Below are 15,810 nucleotides of genomic sequence, written 5' to 3'. Positions count from 1 at the left end.
CTGACCCGGGCTATGCCTCACAGATGAGATACGAGGACACAGCGACACAGGATCGCTGCCCGCATCAGGGTTGACCACGCAGGCGGCGAGTCAGGGCCGGATCCCGACTGTTGTCGGCGAGCCAGATGGCGAGAAAAGCGTCAGGAAAGCCAGGTTCGGTGATGGGGCCCAGGGGGGCGTCCCGCAGCCAGAGTTCACCCAGCCCCTGCTCGTTGACATAGAAGGTGAGCCTGTCACCCTTGTTGACGTCGGGCAGCAGGCTCGACAGCGCCCCCAGCCAGCGACCCTGCTGCTGCGCATCCCCAAGACCCAGCCGCTGCCACTCCTGGCCGGTAGCATCCAGAATATCCTGCCGGTCTATGTCCCGGGCATAGGTGAGGGAGAGCGCCTGAGGGTAGCGGCGCGCCACATAGCGGCCATCCTGGCTGTAGAGGGTTGCGTCATAGAGCTTGAACCAGAGCCAGTGCATCTCCCCCTGCCCCACAGTTCGAAGCTGCTGCCAGGGGGCCGCCCAGCTCACAGCGCTCCAACAGAGCAGGCTAATGCCAGCCCATGTGCCAACGCGCAGGATCTTCCAGTTCATGCCAATCTAGCTCCTGTTCTTGCAAGGTATTGATGTCTTGCAAAATGACCCTGTTGAGCTGGCCCTGACCGTCCCGCTGGCAAGAGATCACCAGAAAGAAGCGCTCGGCCTGTTCGAACTGAGTCTCCTTGGTCCATTTTGAAAAAAGCAGTGTCTCGGTCGAAAAGGTGTTCATCTTGACTCACCTCCAAAGCATGACCCTTAGCCTCACCAGGAGGGGCAACAAAAAGCTCCATATGAGCAGTAAAATGATGCCCCCATCCCCGATGCCCCATCCTCCTATTTCAGATCCTAAGTGTACTGCGTCAAGTTTGGCACCGATAAGATAAGAGCCGGCGCCACCCAGCCCCCCTAGCACGGCCTGTTGCCAACGGGGCAGATTGGCCAGCCAATCCAGACCGTGGGCCAGGGTGAGGGCAAACCCGAGCCAGAGCAGGGCGAGCCAGGACGGAAAGCCGTCATCGAATTCAAAGAGCCCAAGCACCATCAATCCATAGTCCAGGGCACAGCCGAGCAATGCCAGCGGCAACAACCGCAAATCCCGCCAGGGTGTTGGCGAACAGAGCAGGTGTAGCGCCAGCAAGAGCCCCAGCGGCCAGATCAGCTGCTCACTGACCGCCAACCACCAATAGAGGTTGAACCCCAGCAGCTGACCCCAGCGCCAGATGGGCGCCCCCGTGCGGGACAAGGCGTTCAATCCCCGACCGGCGCGCCGCCGTGCCAGGCCGTCGGGCCCGGCTTGGCGGCCTCAAGCTGTACCAGACTGATGGCCCGCTCCCAAAATCCCCCCTCGCAATAGGCGAAATAGAAGTGCCACAGTCGGATGAAGTCCTGGCTGTAACCGAGCCGGGGCAGCTCGGGGGCCAGGGCGAGGAAGCGTTCACGCCAGTGGGCCAGGGTCCTGGCATAGTGATGACCGTGATCATGCAGCCGCACCAGCTGCATGTCGGTCTCCCTGGCAATCAATGACGCCATCTGGGAGACGCTCGGCAGACAGCCGCCGGGGAAGATGTAGCGCTGGATGAAATCGACGCTACGCAGATACTGGGCGTGGCGCTGATCGGCGATGGTGATGGCCTGGATCAGCAGCCGACCACCGGGTTTGAGCAGCCGCGACAGCTGGCGGAAATAGTCCGGCAGGAAGACATGGCCCACCGCCTCGATCATCTCGATGGAGACCAGCTTGTCGAAGCGCCCCTCCAGCTTGCGGTAATCCTCCAGCAGCAGGGTGATGCGATCCCCGAGCCCCTCCCGCGCTATCCAGTCGCGAGCGTAGTCATGCTGAGCCTGGGAGATCGTCGTCGTGGTCACCCGGCAGCCATAATGGCGGGCGGCATAGATGGCGAGCCCCCCCCAGCCGGTGCCGATTTCCAGCAGATGATCATCCGGGCCCAACGCCAGCCGCTCGCAGATGGTGCGCAGCTTGGCCTCCTGCGCCACCTCCAGGCTCGCCTCCGCGTGGGGATAGATAGCGCTCGAATATTGCATCTGGCTATCGAGAAAGCCCTGATAGAGCCGATTGCCCAGATCGTAGTGAGCCGCAATGTTGGATCTAGACCCCGTAAGCGTGTTGCGATTGACCCAGTGACGCACCTTGTTGAACGGGAAGCTGAGCCAGCTCAAACGCCGCTCCAGCTTGTCGAGCAGCGCCATGTTGCGCACCAATAACCGCACCAGGGCGACCGGATCCGGGCTGGTCCAGAGCCCTTCAACCCAGGTCTCCCCGGCGGCGATACTGCCCCCCAGCAGCAGGCGACGGTAGAAGCCGGGATCGTGCACCACCAGCTCGCACTGCAGCTCGGCAGCGGGTTCGCCGAAGCTGAACTGGCGCTCGCCATCGCGCAACAATAGATGGCCCTGTTCCAGCCTGGGCAGCAGGCCAAGCACCAGGGTGCGGGCCCAGCGATCGATAAGCGTCATTGAGGTCGGGGATTGCACCAGTTCCATCAGCGAGTCTCCGGATGGCTAAAGAGTGGGGTTCGTTTGATAAACAGACGCAGCGCCTGCCAATAGATGCCGAGCAGTACCCGCATGGTCATCCAGGGCCAGCGCAGCAGCAGCCTCATCAGGGCGCCACGTTCGAACGGCTGCCGGGCCAGCGCCAGGGTGGCATCGAACAACTTGGCCTCCCCGGTGTCGGGATGGCTCTCTATGTGGATCAGGGTGTGCTCCCCCGGGGAGCGAATGCGCCAGTGATAACGCATCGCCAGTCCCATGAAGGGGGAGACGTGAAAATCCTTGGGGTGGGGGGCCAGGGCGGCGAGGTCGAGCAGGTAGTAGTGGCGCTCGTTCCAGGGGGTATTGGCCACTTCGGCCAGCAGATAGCGGGCCGCCGCCCCCCGATAGCAGAAATAGAAATTGACCGGGCTGAAGTAGAACCCCAGACAGCGCACGTTGCCCAGCAGCAGCACCCGCTCATCGAGCTCGGCTTCGCCGCCCAACTCCCTCACCTTGGCCCACACAGCCCCCTTGAGGGAGCCCTCGCTGCCAGGCAGATAATCCCGCCGACAAAACGACAGCAAGCCTGCCCGCTCGACCCCGAACCAGAGGCCCCGGTTGAGGGTTGGCAGCTCATCCAAGTCCAGCCCCAGCATGAAGAGGCCATAGGAGAAAGCGTGGGCCCGGGGGGCGAAGCGGCGATGGCGCACCGACCCTTGCCAGAGGGCACTGTGCCTGATCGCATCGGCCGCAGTCATAGGTCCACCCCGAAACGGCGGGTCACGTCGAGGGCGCTGCGCACCCCGTCTTCGTGAAAGCCGTTGTACCAGTAAGCGCCGCAGAAATGGGTATGGCGCTGGCCACAAATCTGCATCCTCTGCTCCTGAGCCGCCAGGGACCCCAGATTGAAGACGGGATGCTCATAGACAAAGCGGCGCAATACCTTGCCCTCATCGACCTGTCCCTGGGGATTGAGACTGACGCAGAGCGCCTCTCTGGTGCGGATCCCCTGCAAGATGTTCATGTTGTAGCTGACCAGGGGGCGCTGGGTCTCGCCCTCCCCAAGCTGGTAGTTCCAGCTCGCCCAGGCCTTGGGGCGGGTCGGCAGACAAGTTGCATCGGTATGGAGCCAGACATCGTTGGCCTGATAGGCCATGGCACCAAGCAGGCGCTGCTCATCCGCGCTGGCATCCCGGAGCAGGCCGAGGGCCTGGTCGCTGTGACAGGCGAGGATCACCTCATCGAACGCCTCCTCCCCGTGGCGACTGTGGATCCTGACGCCCCGCTCGGTGCGAAAGATGGCCTGCACCGGACTGGCGAGCCGGACTCGCGCCTGCCAACCCCGAGTCAGGGGCGCTATGTATTGCCGTGAGCCCCCGGGGATCACGTACCACTGGGGACGATTTGCCACGTTGAGCAGGCCGTGATGATCGAAGAAGCGCAGGAAGAAACCGAGGGGGAAGCCGCGCATGTCCGCCAGGGTCGATGACCAGATGGCCGCCCCCATCGGCAAGATGTAATGGCGAGCGAAGTAGTCGCTAAATCGCCCCTCTTGCAGGAAGCGCCCCAGGGTCAGTTCCGGCTCTGCCTCTTTCCCCTCCTCGGCCAGCCAGGCCTTGGCCTCGCGATTGAAACGCAAGATCTCCCCGATGAAGCGGTAAAAACCGGGTCTGAGCAGATTGCGGCGCTGGGCAAACAGGGTGTCCAGATTGTGACCGTTGTATTCGAGCCCCGTGGCGCTCTTGACGGAAAAACTCATCTCCGTGGCCTGGCGGGCCACACCGATACGATCGAGCAGGCGCAGAAAATGGGGGTAGGTGCGGTCATTGAAGACGATGAAGCCGGTGTCGACGGCATGACTCTGCCCATCCAGGTTGACATCCACGGTCGCCGTGTGGCCACCGAGCACGGGGGCGGCTTCGAACAGGGTGATCTCATGATGGCGGTGCAGCAGGTGGCCCGCGGTCAATCCCGAGATCCCCGCGCCGACGATGGCGATTTTTTTCATTATCCGAGTCCTTTCGAGAGCCGTAACCAGAGCCCGGTCGGCAAGGCACCCAGCAGGCGCAGCAGGCAGATGAAGCCATTTGGGTAGTGAATATTGTGCAGGCCCCGCGCCAGACCACGCCGGGTGGCGCTGGCGGCCTGGGCCACCGTCATCAGACAGGGCATGGTGAAGCGGTTGCGGGCCGTGAGCGGTGTGTCGATGAATCCCGGACGGATCAGGCTGACCCCTATCCCCGATGCCTTTAGATCCAGACGCAGGCTGGCCGCCAGATAATCAAGCGCCGCCTTGGAGGCGCCATAGGCCTCGGCCCTTGGCAGCGGCAGCCAGGTGACCGACGAGCTGACGATGGCCAAGCGGCCACCGGGACCGAGCTGGGGCAGCAGGGCCGCCAGACAGTGGCCGGTCGCCACCAGATTGGTCTCTATCACCCGGGCGAACAGGGCCCCATCGAAGCGTGGCAACTCATCCAGGTATTCGCAGCTACCGGCATTGAGGATCAACAGATCCAGCCCATTCAACTGCCGGGCCGCCCCCTGGCAGGCCACAGGATCCCGGGTATCGAAGCAGAGCGTCTGGATCCCGAGGGCCGCCAGCTCGGCCAGTCGCCCCTCATCGCGGCCACAGGCCCACACCCGCCAACCATCGCCATGATAATCCAGCGCCAACTGGCGACCGAGTCCCGAACTGGCCCCCGTGATCAATACCCCCTTGCTCATGGCCCCCACCTCCTTGTGATGACAAAAGAGACAATAACAACAGGAAGAGAAATCGCTAACTGAAATAATGAGTTAGCCATCATTTTCCCAACCTTCCCTTGATGATGCGGACCAGGGGGCCGAGCAGGGGCAACTGCTCGTAGAGCATGGCGCCCAGGTCGAAATAGTCTTGATGCAGGCGAACCTGGCCCGCGTCATTGAACTCCAGCGCTGTGGCGCCCCGCACGCTCACCGGTGCCCCCCGGGCCAGCCTGGGGTGGCGCAGTGTCATGGCCCAGCCGAGCCAGGCACAGTCGCCCTGCTGCTGACTGCGTTCTATCTCGAAGGTGCAGGATTCGAGCCCGCCATACAGCTCGGCGAAGTAGTGTTCGAGGGCCGCCAGTCCCTGGATGCGATGGGCCGGATCCACGAACAGCACATCCTCGGCATAGACCTCCCGCAGTCGGTGGAGCTGACGCTTGTCGAGCCCCTGATAGAGCGAGATAAAACGATCCAGGGCCGCGCTCATGTCAGCGCTCGGTCAGCGCAGAAGGCCAGAAACGAAATAACAGAGTGACTCATCAAGGTTTCTCCAGATGACGGAACATATCGATGGCCACCAGCCTCGCTTTGCCGTGGTCCACCATGGGAGCCGGATACCCATCGCGCCCCTTGGCTCTTAACCACTCATGGGGTTGATGCAGGTATGGCTCCGGCACATCAATCAGCTCTGTTACCCAAGTACGCACAAACTCCCCTTGTGGATCAAAACGTTGGCCCTGAGTGGTCGGATTGAACACCCGAAAATAGGGGGCCGCATCGGCGCCGGTGCCCGCCGCCCACTGCCAGCCGCCATTGTTGGCCGCCAGATCCCCGTCGATGAGCTTGCTCATGAAGTAATCCTCCCCGAGCCGCCAGTGAATGTGCAGATCCTTGGTGAGGAAGCTCGCCACTATCATCCGCAGCCGGTTGTGCATCCAGCCGGTGGCGTTGAGGCAGCGCATGGCGGCGTCGACTATGGGGTAACCGGTACGCCCCTCGCACCAGGCGGCGAAGGCATCCGGATCCCAGCTCCAGGGCAGGGCCGCCGTCTCCGGCTTGAAGGGCCGGTTCATGGAGAGGCCTGGCACCAGCACCAGCAGGTGGCGATAGAACTCGCGCCAGATGAGCTCGTTGAGCCAGACGAAACCGGGCTGCGCCTTGGACTGGGGGCGGCCGCCGAGCCGCTGCTGCAAGGCTGCCACGCACTGACGGGGGCTTATGATGCCCGCCGCCAGATAGGGAGAGAGAACGGAAGTGCCCGCCATAGCCGGAAAATCCCGGGTCTCGCCGTAGTCCAGCACCCCCTGATCCAGGAAGGCGTGCAGTCGCCGCAGGGCCTCGGCCTCCCCCACGGGCCAGTGGGGATCCGGGGTCGTCTCCCCAAGCGCCTCATCGACAAAGGCCCTCTCGGCGAGCGGCTGCCAGGGCAGGGAGTCGCCACGGGGCGCCGGGGCGCGGTGGATGACGAAACCATCTTCATCCAGCGCCTTGAGCCAGGCGCGACTGAAGGGGGTGAAGACCTTGAACATCTCCCTGGAACCGGTCAGCACCCGTCCCGGTGGCAGCACGCAGCAGCCGTTGAGCCAGTGGCAACTCACCTCCTGCTCTGCCAGCGCTGCGGTGACGGCACCATCCCGGCGCTGTTCGTCAAGTTCGATGGCCTGATTGGCATAGAGCCGGGTGACGCCGAGCTCGCGGCAGAGGCTCGCAAGCGCCGCAGGCACCTCGGCAAAGGTCTCGACCCGCAGCAGATGAAGCTCTATGCCGAGGGTCGCCAGTTCGAGGCCCAGCGCATCCACCTGGGCCAGGATGAAGCGCTGACGTATGGGGGCCATCTTGTGCTGCCGCCACTGGGTCGGCGAGATGACAAAGAGGGCAGCTACCGGCTCCTCATCGGCGCCGGCATTGCCGCAGCAAGAGCGCAGCGCCGGGTTGTCGGCCAGGCGCAAGTCATTGCGAAACCAGACCAGTCTCATGATTTCTTGCTCCCGCGCCCGCCCAAGCCGCGCGCGGCAGGCTTGTCTGCCATCACCTCGGCCAGGGTCGCCCGCCAGCCGTGGGCGGCCAGCCACTCAGCATCATAGAGTCGCCCCAGCTCGCCAAAGAGCCGGGTACCGGCAGGCCAGTCGGCGGCCTGCGCCGGCTTGCCAAGCCCGGCCCCCAGCAACACCCGCCAGGGGGTGACAGCCCGCCCCTCCAGCAGGGCGACGTGGCGCGGCTCCACCGCCCCCAGCAGTTGCACCTCATAGCCCTGACCTATCAGCTCGTAGGCAGCCCAGACCAGATCGAGCGGGCCTACCTGGCCCCAGCTTGCCAGGGTGACCGGCATGCCCTTTTCCTGCTCGATGAGGTGGCGGGCGAAGCGGGTGTGAAGCCAGCCCAGCCACACCTGTTGCAGCAGCTCGCCGTCAGGTCGCTCGCGCCACAGGCCCAGCAGCCGCTCCACCAGCGGCTGCAGCACCCGGCTGCGCACCAGCTCGAAGGGATAGCTCGCCAGCAGGTCGTTAAGCTCGGCCTCCACCTTGCGCTGGTTGAAGGCGAGCAACGCCTGGCTGAACTGCTCCAGGGTCTGCTGCCAGTGATCGCTCACCGGCTGGGACTGGGGCTCGCTCAGGAGCCCCTTGACCTGGCCTATGCTCACCCCCCGCTCAAGCCAGCTCAGGATCTCGCCTATCTGGCGGATATCCTGCTCGCTGTAGAGGCGGTGCCCCTTGTCGGTGCGGGCCGGCTGCACCAGGCCGTAGCGGCGCTGCCAGGCACGCAGGGTGACGGCATTGACCCCGGTGAGGCGGGAGACCTCGCGGATGGGGTAGATCCCCTCATCCGGTTTGGCAGCATCATCTTGTGGTAAATCTGACATGGTTACTTCCGTTCAACAGGGTATGGGCGCCCCGGCCGCTGACAACGCGCCGGGGCGACAAGCTGGGGTCATAGCCCGTAACGCAGCTTGAGCGTATCGGGATGGGGATTGAGATAGACCTGCTCCGCGAGATAGGTATTGGGGTATTCCCGCAGGTAGTGGCGGATCAGGGTGAGCGGCACCAGCAGCGGGAAGATGCCGGTGCGGTACTTGTCTATGGTGTCGGCAAGCTCCTGCTTCTGGGCCGGGGTCAGCACCCGCTTGAAATAGCCCTGCAGATGCATCAACACATTGGCATGACCACGGCGATTGGCGCGAAGCTTGAGCGCCGTCATCAACCCCTTGATATAAGCGTCGGCACTCTGGGAGAGGGTTTGTTGATGCAAGTTGCCGAGCAACCGGCCGAGGGCCTGGTAGTGACTGGGGGCATGGGAGAAGACCAGATATTTGTAGCGGGAGTGAAAGGCAATCAGGCTCGCCTTGCTGATCCCGCTGGCACACAACTGTTGCCAGTCGTGATAGGCGAACACCCGCAACACGAAGTTCTCCCGCAATATGGGGTCGCAAAGGCGGCCATCTTCCTCCACCGGCAACAGGGGGTTGGCCTCCATCAGCGCCTTGGCGAACAGGCCAATGCCCTCCTTGGCACTGCCCTCGCTGTTGGCGCCACTCTTGTTGGTCGAGTAAATACGCACCCGCTCCATGCCGCAGCTCGGCGACTTGGCGCAGAGGATGTAGCCGGCGATGTGGTCAAGCTGGCGCGCCTGCCGTTCACTGAAGGCCGTCAGGGCGTCGGTGACATCGAAGCTGCCATTGCTCGCCTCGGCGCGGATCGACCCCTGGCGCTTGACCAGGCGGATGGCGGCCCGGGGCGAGCCCAGTCCTATGGCCATCTCCGGGCAGATAGGCTGGTATTCGAAGTGGACGCCAAGATCCCGTTCGCAGAAACTGGAGCGCTTGTGGCCCCCGTCGAAGCGCACTTCCTGCCCCAGCAGACAGGCACTGATACCGACCTTGATCTTGTACATGATTGCGCCCCTTGTATAAGCATTGAACCAGTTATAGCAGTTATACAAATAAATGAAAGTTGTATAACTATTACGGACCGATACGACACAAGGGGGAAAACAGGATCACCGAAAATAAAAAAAGCCCATGACACTGTCATGGGCAAGCGGCTTACTTGGGGAAAATCCAGTATGAACAAGGGGGGTCAGAAGCTGTACTTCACACCCAGGCTGGTGATGGAGCCTTGCTGCAAGTCCCAGTGGCGATAGGTGTAATCGGCGGTCAGGGCCAAACTCTGGGTGAGCTTGTAGGCAGCGCCGACCTTGAAGTCTTGCATGTCGTCGGTCATGTTGGCGTAGCGATAGGCGGTAGAGAGTTCAACCTGACCCAGGTCGTAACGCATGCCCACTTCACCATAGAGACTACCGCTCTGCTTGCGGGCCACGGAGTCCCAACCCTCGACGTCATGGCTCAACTCGCGCTCCAGGCTGTAACCCATCAGGCCGGTCTCCCCATAGAGGTTCAGGCCGGTGCTGATCGGCGTGAACACACCCACGCCCAGGCTGGAGATGGCCATGCTGTCGTTGCCGTCATTGCGGGAGCTGTATTCGCTGCTCAACCGGCCATAGAAGTTGCCTGAAAAGGACTTGGACAAGTCCAGGCTCAGACCACCAAAGTCGCGATTGTCATTGTCCTTGCCACCCACGAACTCGGACTTGGTATGGGCCCAGGTCGCGGCCCCTTTGGCATAACTGAAGGCATCCTGCGCCATGGCGGAAGCGGAAGAGCAGGCGGCCAGCACCATGACGGAAAGGGTAAGTTTTTTCATTTTGATGACTCCTCGTTGAGATGGCGTCATTGTGCCCATCTCCCCTCCCGGTGCCGAGAGCCAAGCTGTTGCCAAACCATGTCAGATGTAAGCAACTGTTGCTGTCAGATTTAACCGACTGTTTTTAGGCATAAAAAAACCTCCCGCAGGAGGTTTTTATCGACAACAGGACTCAACGGAACAGCACTTCCTCTATCTCGACCCGCACCAGAGGCTGGTCACCCTGCCCGGCCGGCCTGGCCATCTCGATCTCGAGGGAAGGACGCTTCTCGCCCTTGCGCAGATAGGTCTCGGGCAGGCGGTTCTCGGCGACCCAGAAACGGGCCTCCTGGCGCGCCAACTGGACACCCTGACCATCGAACAGGCTGACATAGCCCCGCACACCGACCACGTTGCGGGTCCCGGTGTTGTGCACCATGAAATGCAGCCGATAGGGATCTTCCGCCACCAGGCTGTCCAGGCTCACTACCACACCGTCCCGGGATGCCTCGCTCAGCAACTTGGGATTGGCCAGGGCCTGCTCGGTCAATACGGGCACAGCCACGGCGCGAGGAGTCGTGGTCTGCGTCGTCGTTGTGCTGCTTTTTGCAGGCTTGATCAGCAGGTACTCCCAGCTGAAGTCATCGTTGAGCTGTACCACGCGGCCGTCGGCCAGGGTCACCTGAGTGAGCGGCGCGGCCTGGGCCAGCACTGGACCGAGGGAGAGGGCGAGCAGCAGGGGAAGGGCTTTCATGGCATTCCTGTCAGGCAGATGCAAAAAGGGGCGCCAGTATAAACAGTCGCCCCCTGCTTGCCTATGACGCCGCTCACACTGCTGGCGTCACGACCGGTCAACCCGCGATGTCATGGCAATTGGGCAGGGCCATGTCCAGGGTGACATAGTCAAAGGCCATCCCCTTGAGGGCGCGATAGATGTCGAGTTGACGATCGAACCCATGGGCGCGCTGATGGGATGGCAGCCGCACCCTGGCCAGGGTGATGCTGTCATCGCTCAGGGTGTGAAAATGCACCTCCGCCTCGTCGAGTCCCATGTCGGCCAGAACCTGCTCCGCCATGTCGATCATCTGTACATGGCTTCGATCCATCTGGCTGATGTGCTGGAATCGGCGATTGAGGTAGCCACCGCTGGCCTTGCCCCAGCGGTCGAGTTCACGCTTGTGGAAGCCGTAACGAAAATCCCTGTGGCACATCCCCTCCCTGGCGAAGAGCCAGAGAGTCCGTGGCGGCGCCTGATGAAAGCGCCCCAGATAGGCTTGCATCTCCTCGACCGACGCCGGGATCAGCAGCGGCAGATGTTCCCAGCCCGCCTGTTGCGCCTTGGCCTCATCGATGAGACGCACCGGATCCCGCGCCACCTTGGGTGGCTGCTCGATATCGCAAAACAGCATCTCGTCGGTCTTGAGGACGCGCTGCTCTATGTTGTAGCGCTGGCAGTAGCGATGGGCGCGGGCCAACTCACGTCGGCTGAGCAGTGGATTGTCCAGGGTCAGGGCACGGATGCGCGTCCCGCTGGCGCGACAGAGATCCATGCCATAGCAAGATTCCAACCGTCCCGAGAAAGAGACGACCAGCTCGTCATAGGTGGACAGGATGTCGATGAGGCGCTGCTCCCTGGCCTGAAAAGTCTGATCATATCCCTGATTCAGTAGAACAATGTTGGTATCCATGGATGCCTCGTCTGTGAATCCAGGGGGGCATTTTGACCCGTGGATCCTGAATGGGTCATAAATGAGATATCATAAAAATGACACTTCCATCGTCAATGGCTATTAATCATGATCCAGATCAACCTGCCCATATCAGCGAATGCGACCCTGTCCACAGCCGCCAATGAGCATCCCCTGCTGGCAAGTTTTACTTGCATCACATCGGCAAATCCCTTAAAGCTAGGGCATTGACATTCCAAGGCAGTCCCATGCATTCACTATTCCTCTTTCGCTTCTCGTTTATCCGGCCCACCTGAGGGAAGGCCAATCGTCGTATAAACCGGAAACTAAAGACGAATCGAGCCTCCCTAGCGGAGGCTTTTTTATGAATAATATCAATGGCATATCTGGACAGGTACGTATCATGGTAACCCTAGACGACATCAGGCAGGACATCACCCAGTTGGATCAAGAGCTGCTTGCCCTGCTGGCCAAGCGCAAGGCCCTGAGCATAGCGGTCGCCCGCGCCAAGCAGGCCAATCCGCGCCCCATTCGCGATCATCAGCGGGAACAGGATCTGCTGGTCGCCCTGATCCAGAAAGGGCGGGTGCTGGGTCTGGATGCCCAGTATGTGACCCGTCTCTATCACACCATCATCGAAGATTCGGTGCTCTCCCAGCAGGCCTACCTGCAAGGGCTGCTCAACCCTGAGCAGCAAGAGCCCATGACCAGCGTCGCCTACTTGGGGCCCCGTGGCTCCTACTCCAGCCTGGCGGCACGCAAGTACCTGGCTCGCTACAAGGATCAGGTGGTCGAGGTCAACTGCCAGAACTTCCGCGAGGTACTGGACTCCGTGGAGTCAGGCCGTGCCGCCTTCGGGGTGCTGCCCATCGAGAACACCAGCTCGGGCTCCATCAACGAGGTATATGACGTGATGCAGCACACCAGCCTCTCCATCGTCGGCGAACTCACCTACCCAATCGAGCACTGCGTGCTGACGGCCGTGCCGACCGGGCTCGAACGCATCAAGACCTTCTACGCCCATCCCCAGGTGTTCCAGCAGTGCTCCCACTACCTGAGCAAGCTGGAGGGAGCCCGCCACGAGATCTGCGACTCCTCCTCCAGTGCCATGATGAAAGTGAAAGAGCTGGCCAGCCCCGAGGCGGCCGCTATTGGCAGCGCGGATGGCGGCGAGTTGTATGGCCTGTCGGTACTGGCCGAGCAGTTGGCCAACCAGAAAGAGAACTACAGCCGCTTCATCGTCGTGGCGCGCAAGCCCATCGATGTGGCGTCGCAGATCCCGGCCAAGACCACGCTCATCATGTCCACCTCGCAAAAGCCGGGCTCCCTGGTCGAGGCGCTGCTGGTGCTGCGCAATAACAGCATCAACATGACCAAGCTGGAGTCCCGTCCCGTGCAGGGCAACCCCTGGGAGGAGATGTTCTATCTGGATGTCTCGGCCAATTTGCAGAGCGCCGAGATGCAGGCGGCCCTGGTCGAGCTGACCCAGATCACCCGCTACATCAAGGTACTGGGCTGCTACCCGAGCGAGGATGTCAAACCCACGGCCGTGCCCCCCGTTATCCTGGGATAAGCCAAACCAGGGGTTCAGGCGTCAGGTAGGGGCGGCAAGATAGCGCCGCCCCGCACCAGGAGCGGCACGGCAACATGCCGCGAAAACAACAAGGCGACCCACGGGTCGCCTTGTTGTTTTCTACGCAACTGGTTGCTATCTAGCGATGCCGTCAATAGAGACTGATGCTCAGTATTGCCCCGCCATCAACTGATTGAGATGGTAGAGGTTGCGAGTATCAAGCTCCAGCTCGGTGGCGTAGGTGTTGCCACGGGGATAGGTCGCCACCACCCGGGCGCCACGCACCATGCCTGCCACCGAGACATCCAGGGCATTGGAGACCTGCTTGAGATCCTGATAGCGGGAGCTGGCACTGACCTGCTGGCCATTGAGCTGCTCGGCCAGTTCACGATAGGCATCCATCTTGGAGGCGCGAATGGCTTGCAGCATCCGCTCGGACTGGGAGGGGCCGGGCTGGATGTCGATCACCGCATATCCCACCGCCTTGAGCACGGGGAAATCATCCGGCTCACTGACGTTGTTGCCATATTCCACCACACGGTTGCCACTGCATGCGGTGAGCAGCAGGGCGAGCAGGCATCCAAACAGGGTCTTCATCTTGCTTACTCCATCTTGGCTTGGGGGGCGCACCGGCGCCGCACCCTCAGGGGGTCAGGTTGACCAGATGGCCCTGAGGGGTTGTCCCCGAGCCGCGCTGCAACAGGCCCCGGTTGACCGAGGCACGTCCGAATGAGTTGCTGGCACCAGAGAGGTACTGCAGCGGGATCAGGCTCTGGGCCGTGGTCTCCACCATCTTGGTACGCAAGTCTATGATGCGGGCGTTCACTAAAATGCCCTGCTTGTTGCGGCTGAAGGTGCCGGTCAGGATGCGGGTGATGGGCAGCCTGGCAGAGAGATCCTTGTAGTTGCGGCTCATCACGAAGTCCCCTTGCGGGGTCACCTTGATATTGCCGGTCATCTTGAAGTCGACCACCACCTCACCGCGCCGGTTCAGCTCATAGATGAAGCCCTCTTCTATCTGCTGGCCCATCCAGTTGGTGTCCTGCAGGGTATCGAGATCGACGAAGGAGGAGACGGCAATGGGTTCGGTCAGGGTGGAAAGTGACTTACGCTCCATCAGCTGATCCGTCATGCGCGCCACCAGCCAGTTCAGCTCCATACCGGGCGCGGCCTGGCGGGGATCCCCCACCTTGCGATCTATGGGCTCGGAACCACAGGCAGACAAGGCCAGGGCAAGGGCCAACGCCGTGATCAATCTATTCATGGATAAGCTTCCTGTTCTGCATCTCACCTGTTATCGGACGAGACTGACAAAGCTTGAGTGTGGAATAAGGCACGACTCTTGCTTTATTTTCGCCAGCATCCACACCCGAGTCGGCATGGGAACTCCCTGCCCCCTGCAAGGTTCATGTTATGAGAATAATCAAAACGTCGCTGCTGCTTGCCCTGCTGCTGGTCACCACTGGCCTGCGAGCCGAGCTGATCGAGGCCCAGGGCAGCGCCGCCATCCTGGATGGCGACGAGGCCTATGCCCGCGAGGAGGCCACCCGGGATGCCCTGCGCCAGGCGCTGTTGGCCAGCGGCGCCGCCATCTCCAGCGTGCAGCGCCTGGAAAACGGCAGCCTGAAATCCGAGCAGATCCAGATCCGTTCGGGGGGGGACATTCGCCACTATCGCCTCAAACGCGAAGAGGTGCGCAACGGCCGCATGTACATCACTGTCCAGGCCGATATCCAGGCCCAGCGCCAGATCTGTCCGAGCCAGGAGTACGCCAAGGATTTGACGCTGGTCCGGCTCAGGTTGCGTCATCCCGAGCAGGCGAGCTATGGCGCCCTCGACGATCTGCCCGCCAGCCTCTCCCGCCGCCTGTTCGAGCAACTGGCCGCTGCCCCCAAAGGGGTGTTGGCACATCAGTGGCTCGATGAGAACCTCGCCATAGACCCGCTGCACCTGCAACAGGGGGATCGCAGCGCCCTGGAGGAGATCAAGGCGCTGAGTCTGCGCACCGACAGCCAGTATCTGGTGCTCGGCAGCCTGGACGATCTCTCCCTCGAGCCTCAGGGCAACCAGCTGACCAGCTGGTATCGGGATCCGGTGCGCAGTTTTCGCATGCAGCTCTATCTGTTTGATGGCATCAACGGCAGCCTGATGGGCCGCAAGGAGTACCAGGGACGCGCCGACTGGACCTTCGCCAAGCAAGACCAGGTAGGCAGTGACAGCAGTGAATTCTGGCGTTCCAGCTACGGCCAGGAGGTGGATTATCAGCTCAAGCAGGCGGTGCAGGACATCATCAGCCAGCTGAGTTGCGCCCCGGTCACCGCCCGCATCGTCGCCATGGGCGAGCGCGGCCCCCATATCAATCTGGGGCGGCTAAATGGCGTCAAGCTGGGGGATCAATTCCGCATCCAGCACAGCGCCGACTTCACCGATCCCTACGGCAAGGCACGCATGCAACGCAACCCGGCCAATGGCCTGTTCGAGGTGGTTCAGCTGTTTGACGACGGCGCCATACTGTCGACACGGAACAAATATTCGCCATTTAACATCCAAGTCGGCGATTTTGCCCTATTGGAATAGAAATCAAGAGTTTAAAAGTGCGGTGGTTTT

Annotated in this window: 18 protein-coding genes and 1 other annotated feature; of the genes, 2 read left to right on the top strand and 16 right to left on the bottom strand. The window is 61.8% G+C overall.

What is annotated here, in order from left to right:
• Positions 1-64 precede the first annotated feature (64 nt).
• From KYK33_RS06090 to KYK33_RS06025, 14 genes are all read right to left on the bottom strand, one after another.
• Positions 65-583, bottom strand: a complete 519-nt coding sequence (locus KYK33_RS06090; protein WP_042041447.1) for a chalcone isomerase family protein — start codon at positions 581-583, stop codon at positions 65-67.
• A complete protein-coding gene (locus tag KYK33_RS06085; RefSeq protein WP_042041445.1) occupies positions 540-758 on the bottom strand; it encodes a TIGR02450 family Trp-rich protein in 219 nt (72 codons plus the stop codon). The genes KYK33_RS06090 and KYK33_RS06085 overlap by 44 nt, the downstream gene beginning before the upstream one ends.
• 6 nt (positions 759-764) lie before the next feature.
• Positions 765-1,280 carry a DUF2878 family protein gene (locus KYK33_RS06080; protein ID WP_224432379.1) on the bottom strand — a complete coding sequence of 172 codons (516 nt, stop codon included), beginning with the start codon at positions 1,278-1,280 and terminating at the stop codon, positions 765-767.
• Positions 1,277-2,530, bottom strand: coding sequence for an SAM-dependent methyltransferase (locus tag KYK33_RS06075; RefSeq protein ID WP_224432378.1), 1,254 nt, complete (start codon positions 2,528-2,530; stop codon positions 1,277-1,279). The genes KYK33_RS06080 and KYK33_RS06075 overlap by 4 nt, the downstream gene beginning before the upstream one ends.
• Positions 2,530-3,279 (bottom strand): DUF1365 domain-containing protein, encoded by a 750-nt coding sequence (locus KYK33_RS06070; protein ID WP_224432377.1) that lies wholly within the window; start codon positions 3,277-3,279, stop codon positions 2,530-2,532. The genes KYK33_RS06075 and KYK33_RS06070 overlap by 1 nt, the downstream gene beginning before the upstream one ends.
• Positions 3,276-4,532, bottom strand: coding sequence for an NAD(P)/FAD-dependent oxidoreductase (locus tag KYK33_RS06065; protein ID WP_224432957.1), 1,257 nt, complete (start codon positions 4,530-4,532; stop codon positions 3,276-3,278). The genes KYK33_RS06070 and KYK33_RS06065 overlap by 4 nt, the downstream gene beginning before the upstream one ends.
• Positions 4,529-5,245 carry an SDR family NAD(P)-dependent oxidoreductase gene (locus KYK33_RS06060; protein WP_224432376.1) on the bottom strand — a complete coding sequence of 239 codons (717 nt, stop codon included), beginning with the start codon at positions 5,243-5,245 and terminating at the stop codon, positions 4,529-4,531. Before KYK33_RS06060 ends, KYK33_RS06065 begins: the two co-directional genes overlap by 4 nt.
• Positions 5,246-5,324: 79 nt before the next feature.
• A complete protein-coding gene (locus KYK33_RS06055; protein WP_224432375.1) occupies positions 5,325-5,753 on the bottom strand; it encodes a nuclear transport factor 2 family protein in 429 nt (142 codons plus the stop codon).
• A gap of 52 nt (positions 5,754-5,805) precedes the next feature.
• Entirely contained in the window at positions 5,806-7,242 is a 1,437-nt protein-coding gene (gene phrB / locus KYK33_RS06050; protein WP_224432374.1) for a deoxyribodipyrimidine photo-lyase, read from the bottom strand.
• Positions 7,239-8,126, bottom strand: a complete 888-nt coding sequence (locus tag KYK33_RS06045; RefSeq protein ID WP_224432373.1) for a MerR family transcriptional regulator — start codon at positions 8,124-8,126, stop codon at positions 7,239-7,241. Before KYK33_RS06045 ends, phrB begins: the two co-directional genes overlap by 4 nt.
• A gap of 68 nt (positions 8,127-8,194) precedes the next feature.
• On the bottom strand, positions 8,195-9,154 hold the full coding sequence (locus tag KYK33_RS06040; protein ID WP_224432372.1) for a YbgA family protein: 960 nt from the start codon (positions 9,152-9,154) through the stop codon (positions 8,195-8,197).
• Between the two features lie 185 nt (positions 9,155-9,339).
• Positions 9,340-9,963: an outer membrane beta-barrel protein gene (locus tag KYK33_RS06035; protein WP_224432371.1), complete on the bottom strand. Its 624-nt coding sequence runs from the start codon at positions 9,961-9,963 to the stop codon at positions 9,340-9,342.
• A gap of 172 nt (positions 9,964-10,135) precedes the next feature.
• Positions 10,136-10,696 carry a DUF3157 family protein gene (locus tag KYK33_RS06030; RefSeq protein WP_224432370.1) on the bottom strand — a complete coding sequence of 187 codons (561 nt, stop codon included), beginning with the start codon at positions 10,694-10,696 and terminating at the stop codon, positions 10,136-10,138.
• 97 nt (positions 10,697-10,793) lie between these two features.
• Complete coding sequence (locus KYK33_RS06025; RefSeq protein ID WP_224432369.1) at positions 10,794-11,630, bottom strand: adenine nucleotide alpha-hydrolase family protein; 837 nt, start codon at positions 11,628-11,630, stop codon at positions 10,794-10,796.
• A 244-nt stretch (positions 11,631-11,874) separates the two neighbouring features.
• Positions 11,875-11,996, top strand: a sequence feature (Phe leader region).
• Between the two features lie 37 nt (positions 11,997-12,033).
• Between KYK33_RS06025 and KYK33_RS06020 the strand changes: the two genes are divergently transcribed.
• Entirely contained in the window at positions 12,034-13,203 is a 1,170-nt protein-coding gene (locus tag KYK33_RS06020) for a chorismate mutase (protein ID WP_224432956.1), read from the top strand.
• A 168-nt stretch (positions 13,204-13,371) separates the two neighbouring features.
• On the opposite strand, the gene KYK33_RS06015 is transcribed toward KYK33_RS06020, so the two are convergent.
• Together KYK33_RS06015 and KYK33_RS06010 are read right to left on the bottom strand one after the other, a co-directional pair.
• On the bottom strand, positions 13,372-13,800 hold the full coding sequence (locus tag KYK33_RS06015; protein WP_042041422.1) for an LPP20 family lipoprotein: 429 nt from the start codon (positions 13,798-13,800) through the stop codon (positions 13,372-13,374).
• Positions 13,801-13,846: 46 nt separating this feature from the next.
• Positions 13,847-14,467 (bottom strand): FlgO family outer membrane protein, encoded by a 621-nt coding sequence (locus KYK33_RS06010; RefSeq protein ID WP_042041420.1) that lies wholly within the window; start codon positions 14,465-14,467, stop codon positions 13,847-13,849.
• A gap of 158 nt (positions 14,468-14,625) precedes the next feature.
• Here KYK33_RS06010 and KYK33_RS06005 point away from each other — a divergent pair, with 158 nt between their 5' ends.
• A complete protein-coding gene (locus KYK33_RS06005) occupies positions 14,626-15,780 on the top strand; it encodes a flagellar assembly protein FlgT (protein WP_224432955.1) in 1,155 nt (384 codons plus the stop codon).
• The last annotated feature ends 30 nt before the right edge of the window (positions 15,781-15,810 follow it).

This window comes from Aeromonas rivuli (assembly GCF_020149575.1).
GTDB classification, from domain to species: domain Bacteria; phylum Pseudomonadota; class Gammaproteobacteria; order Enterobacterales; family Aeromonadaceae; genus Aeromonas; species Aeromonas rivuli.
Note: the sequence above shows the minus strand (reverse complement) of the source record. Positions and strands in the feature narration are given on the sequence as shown.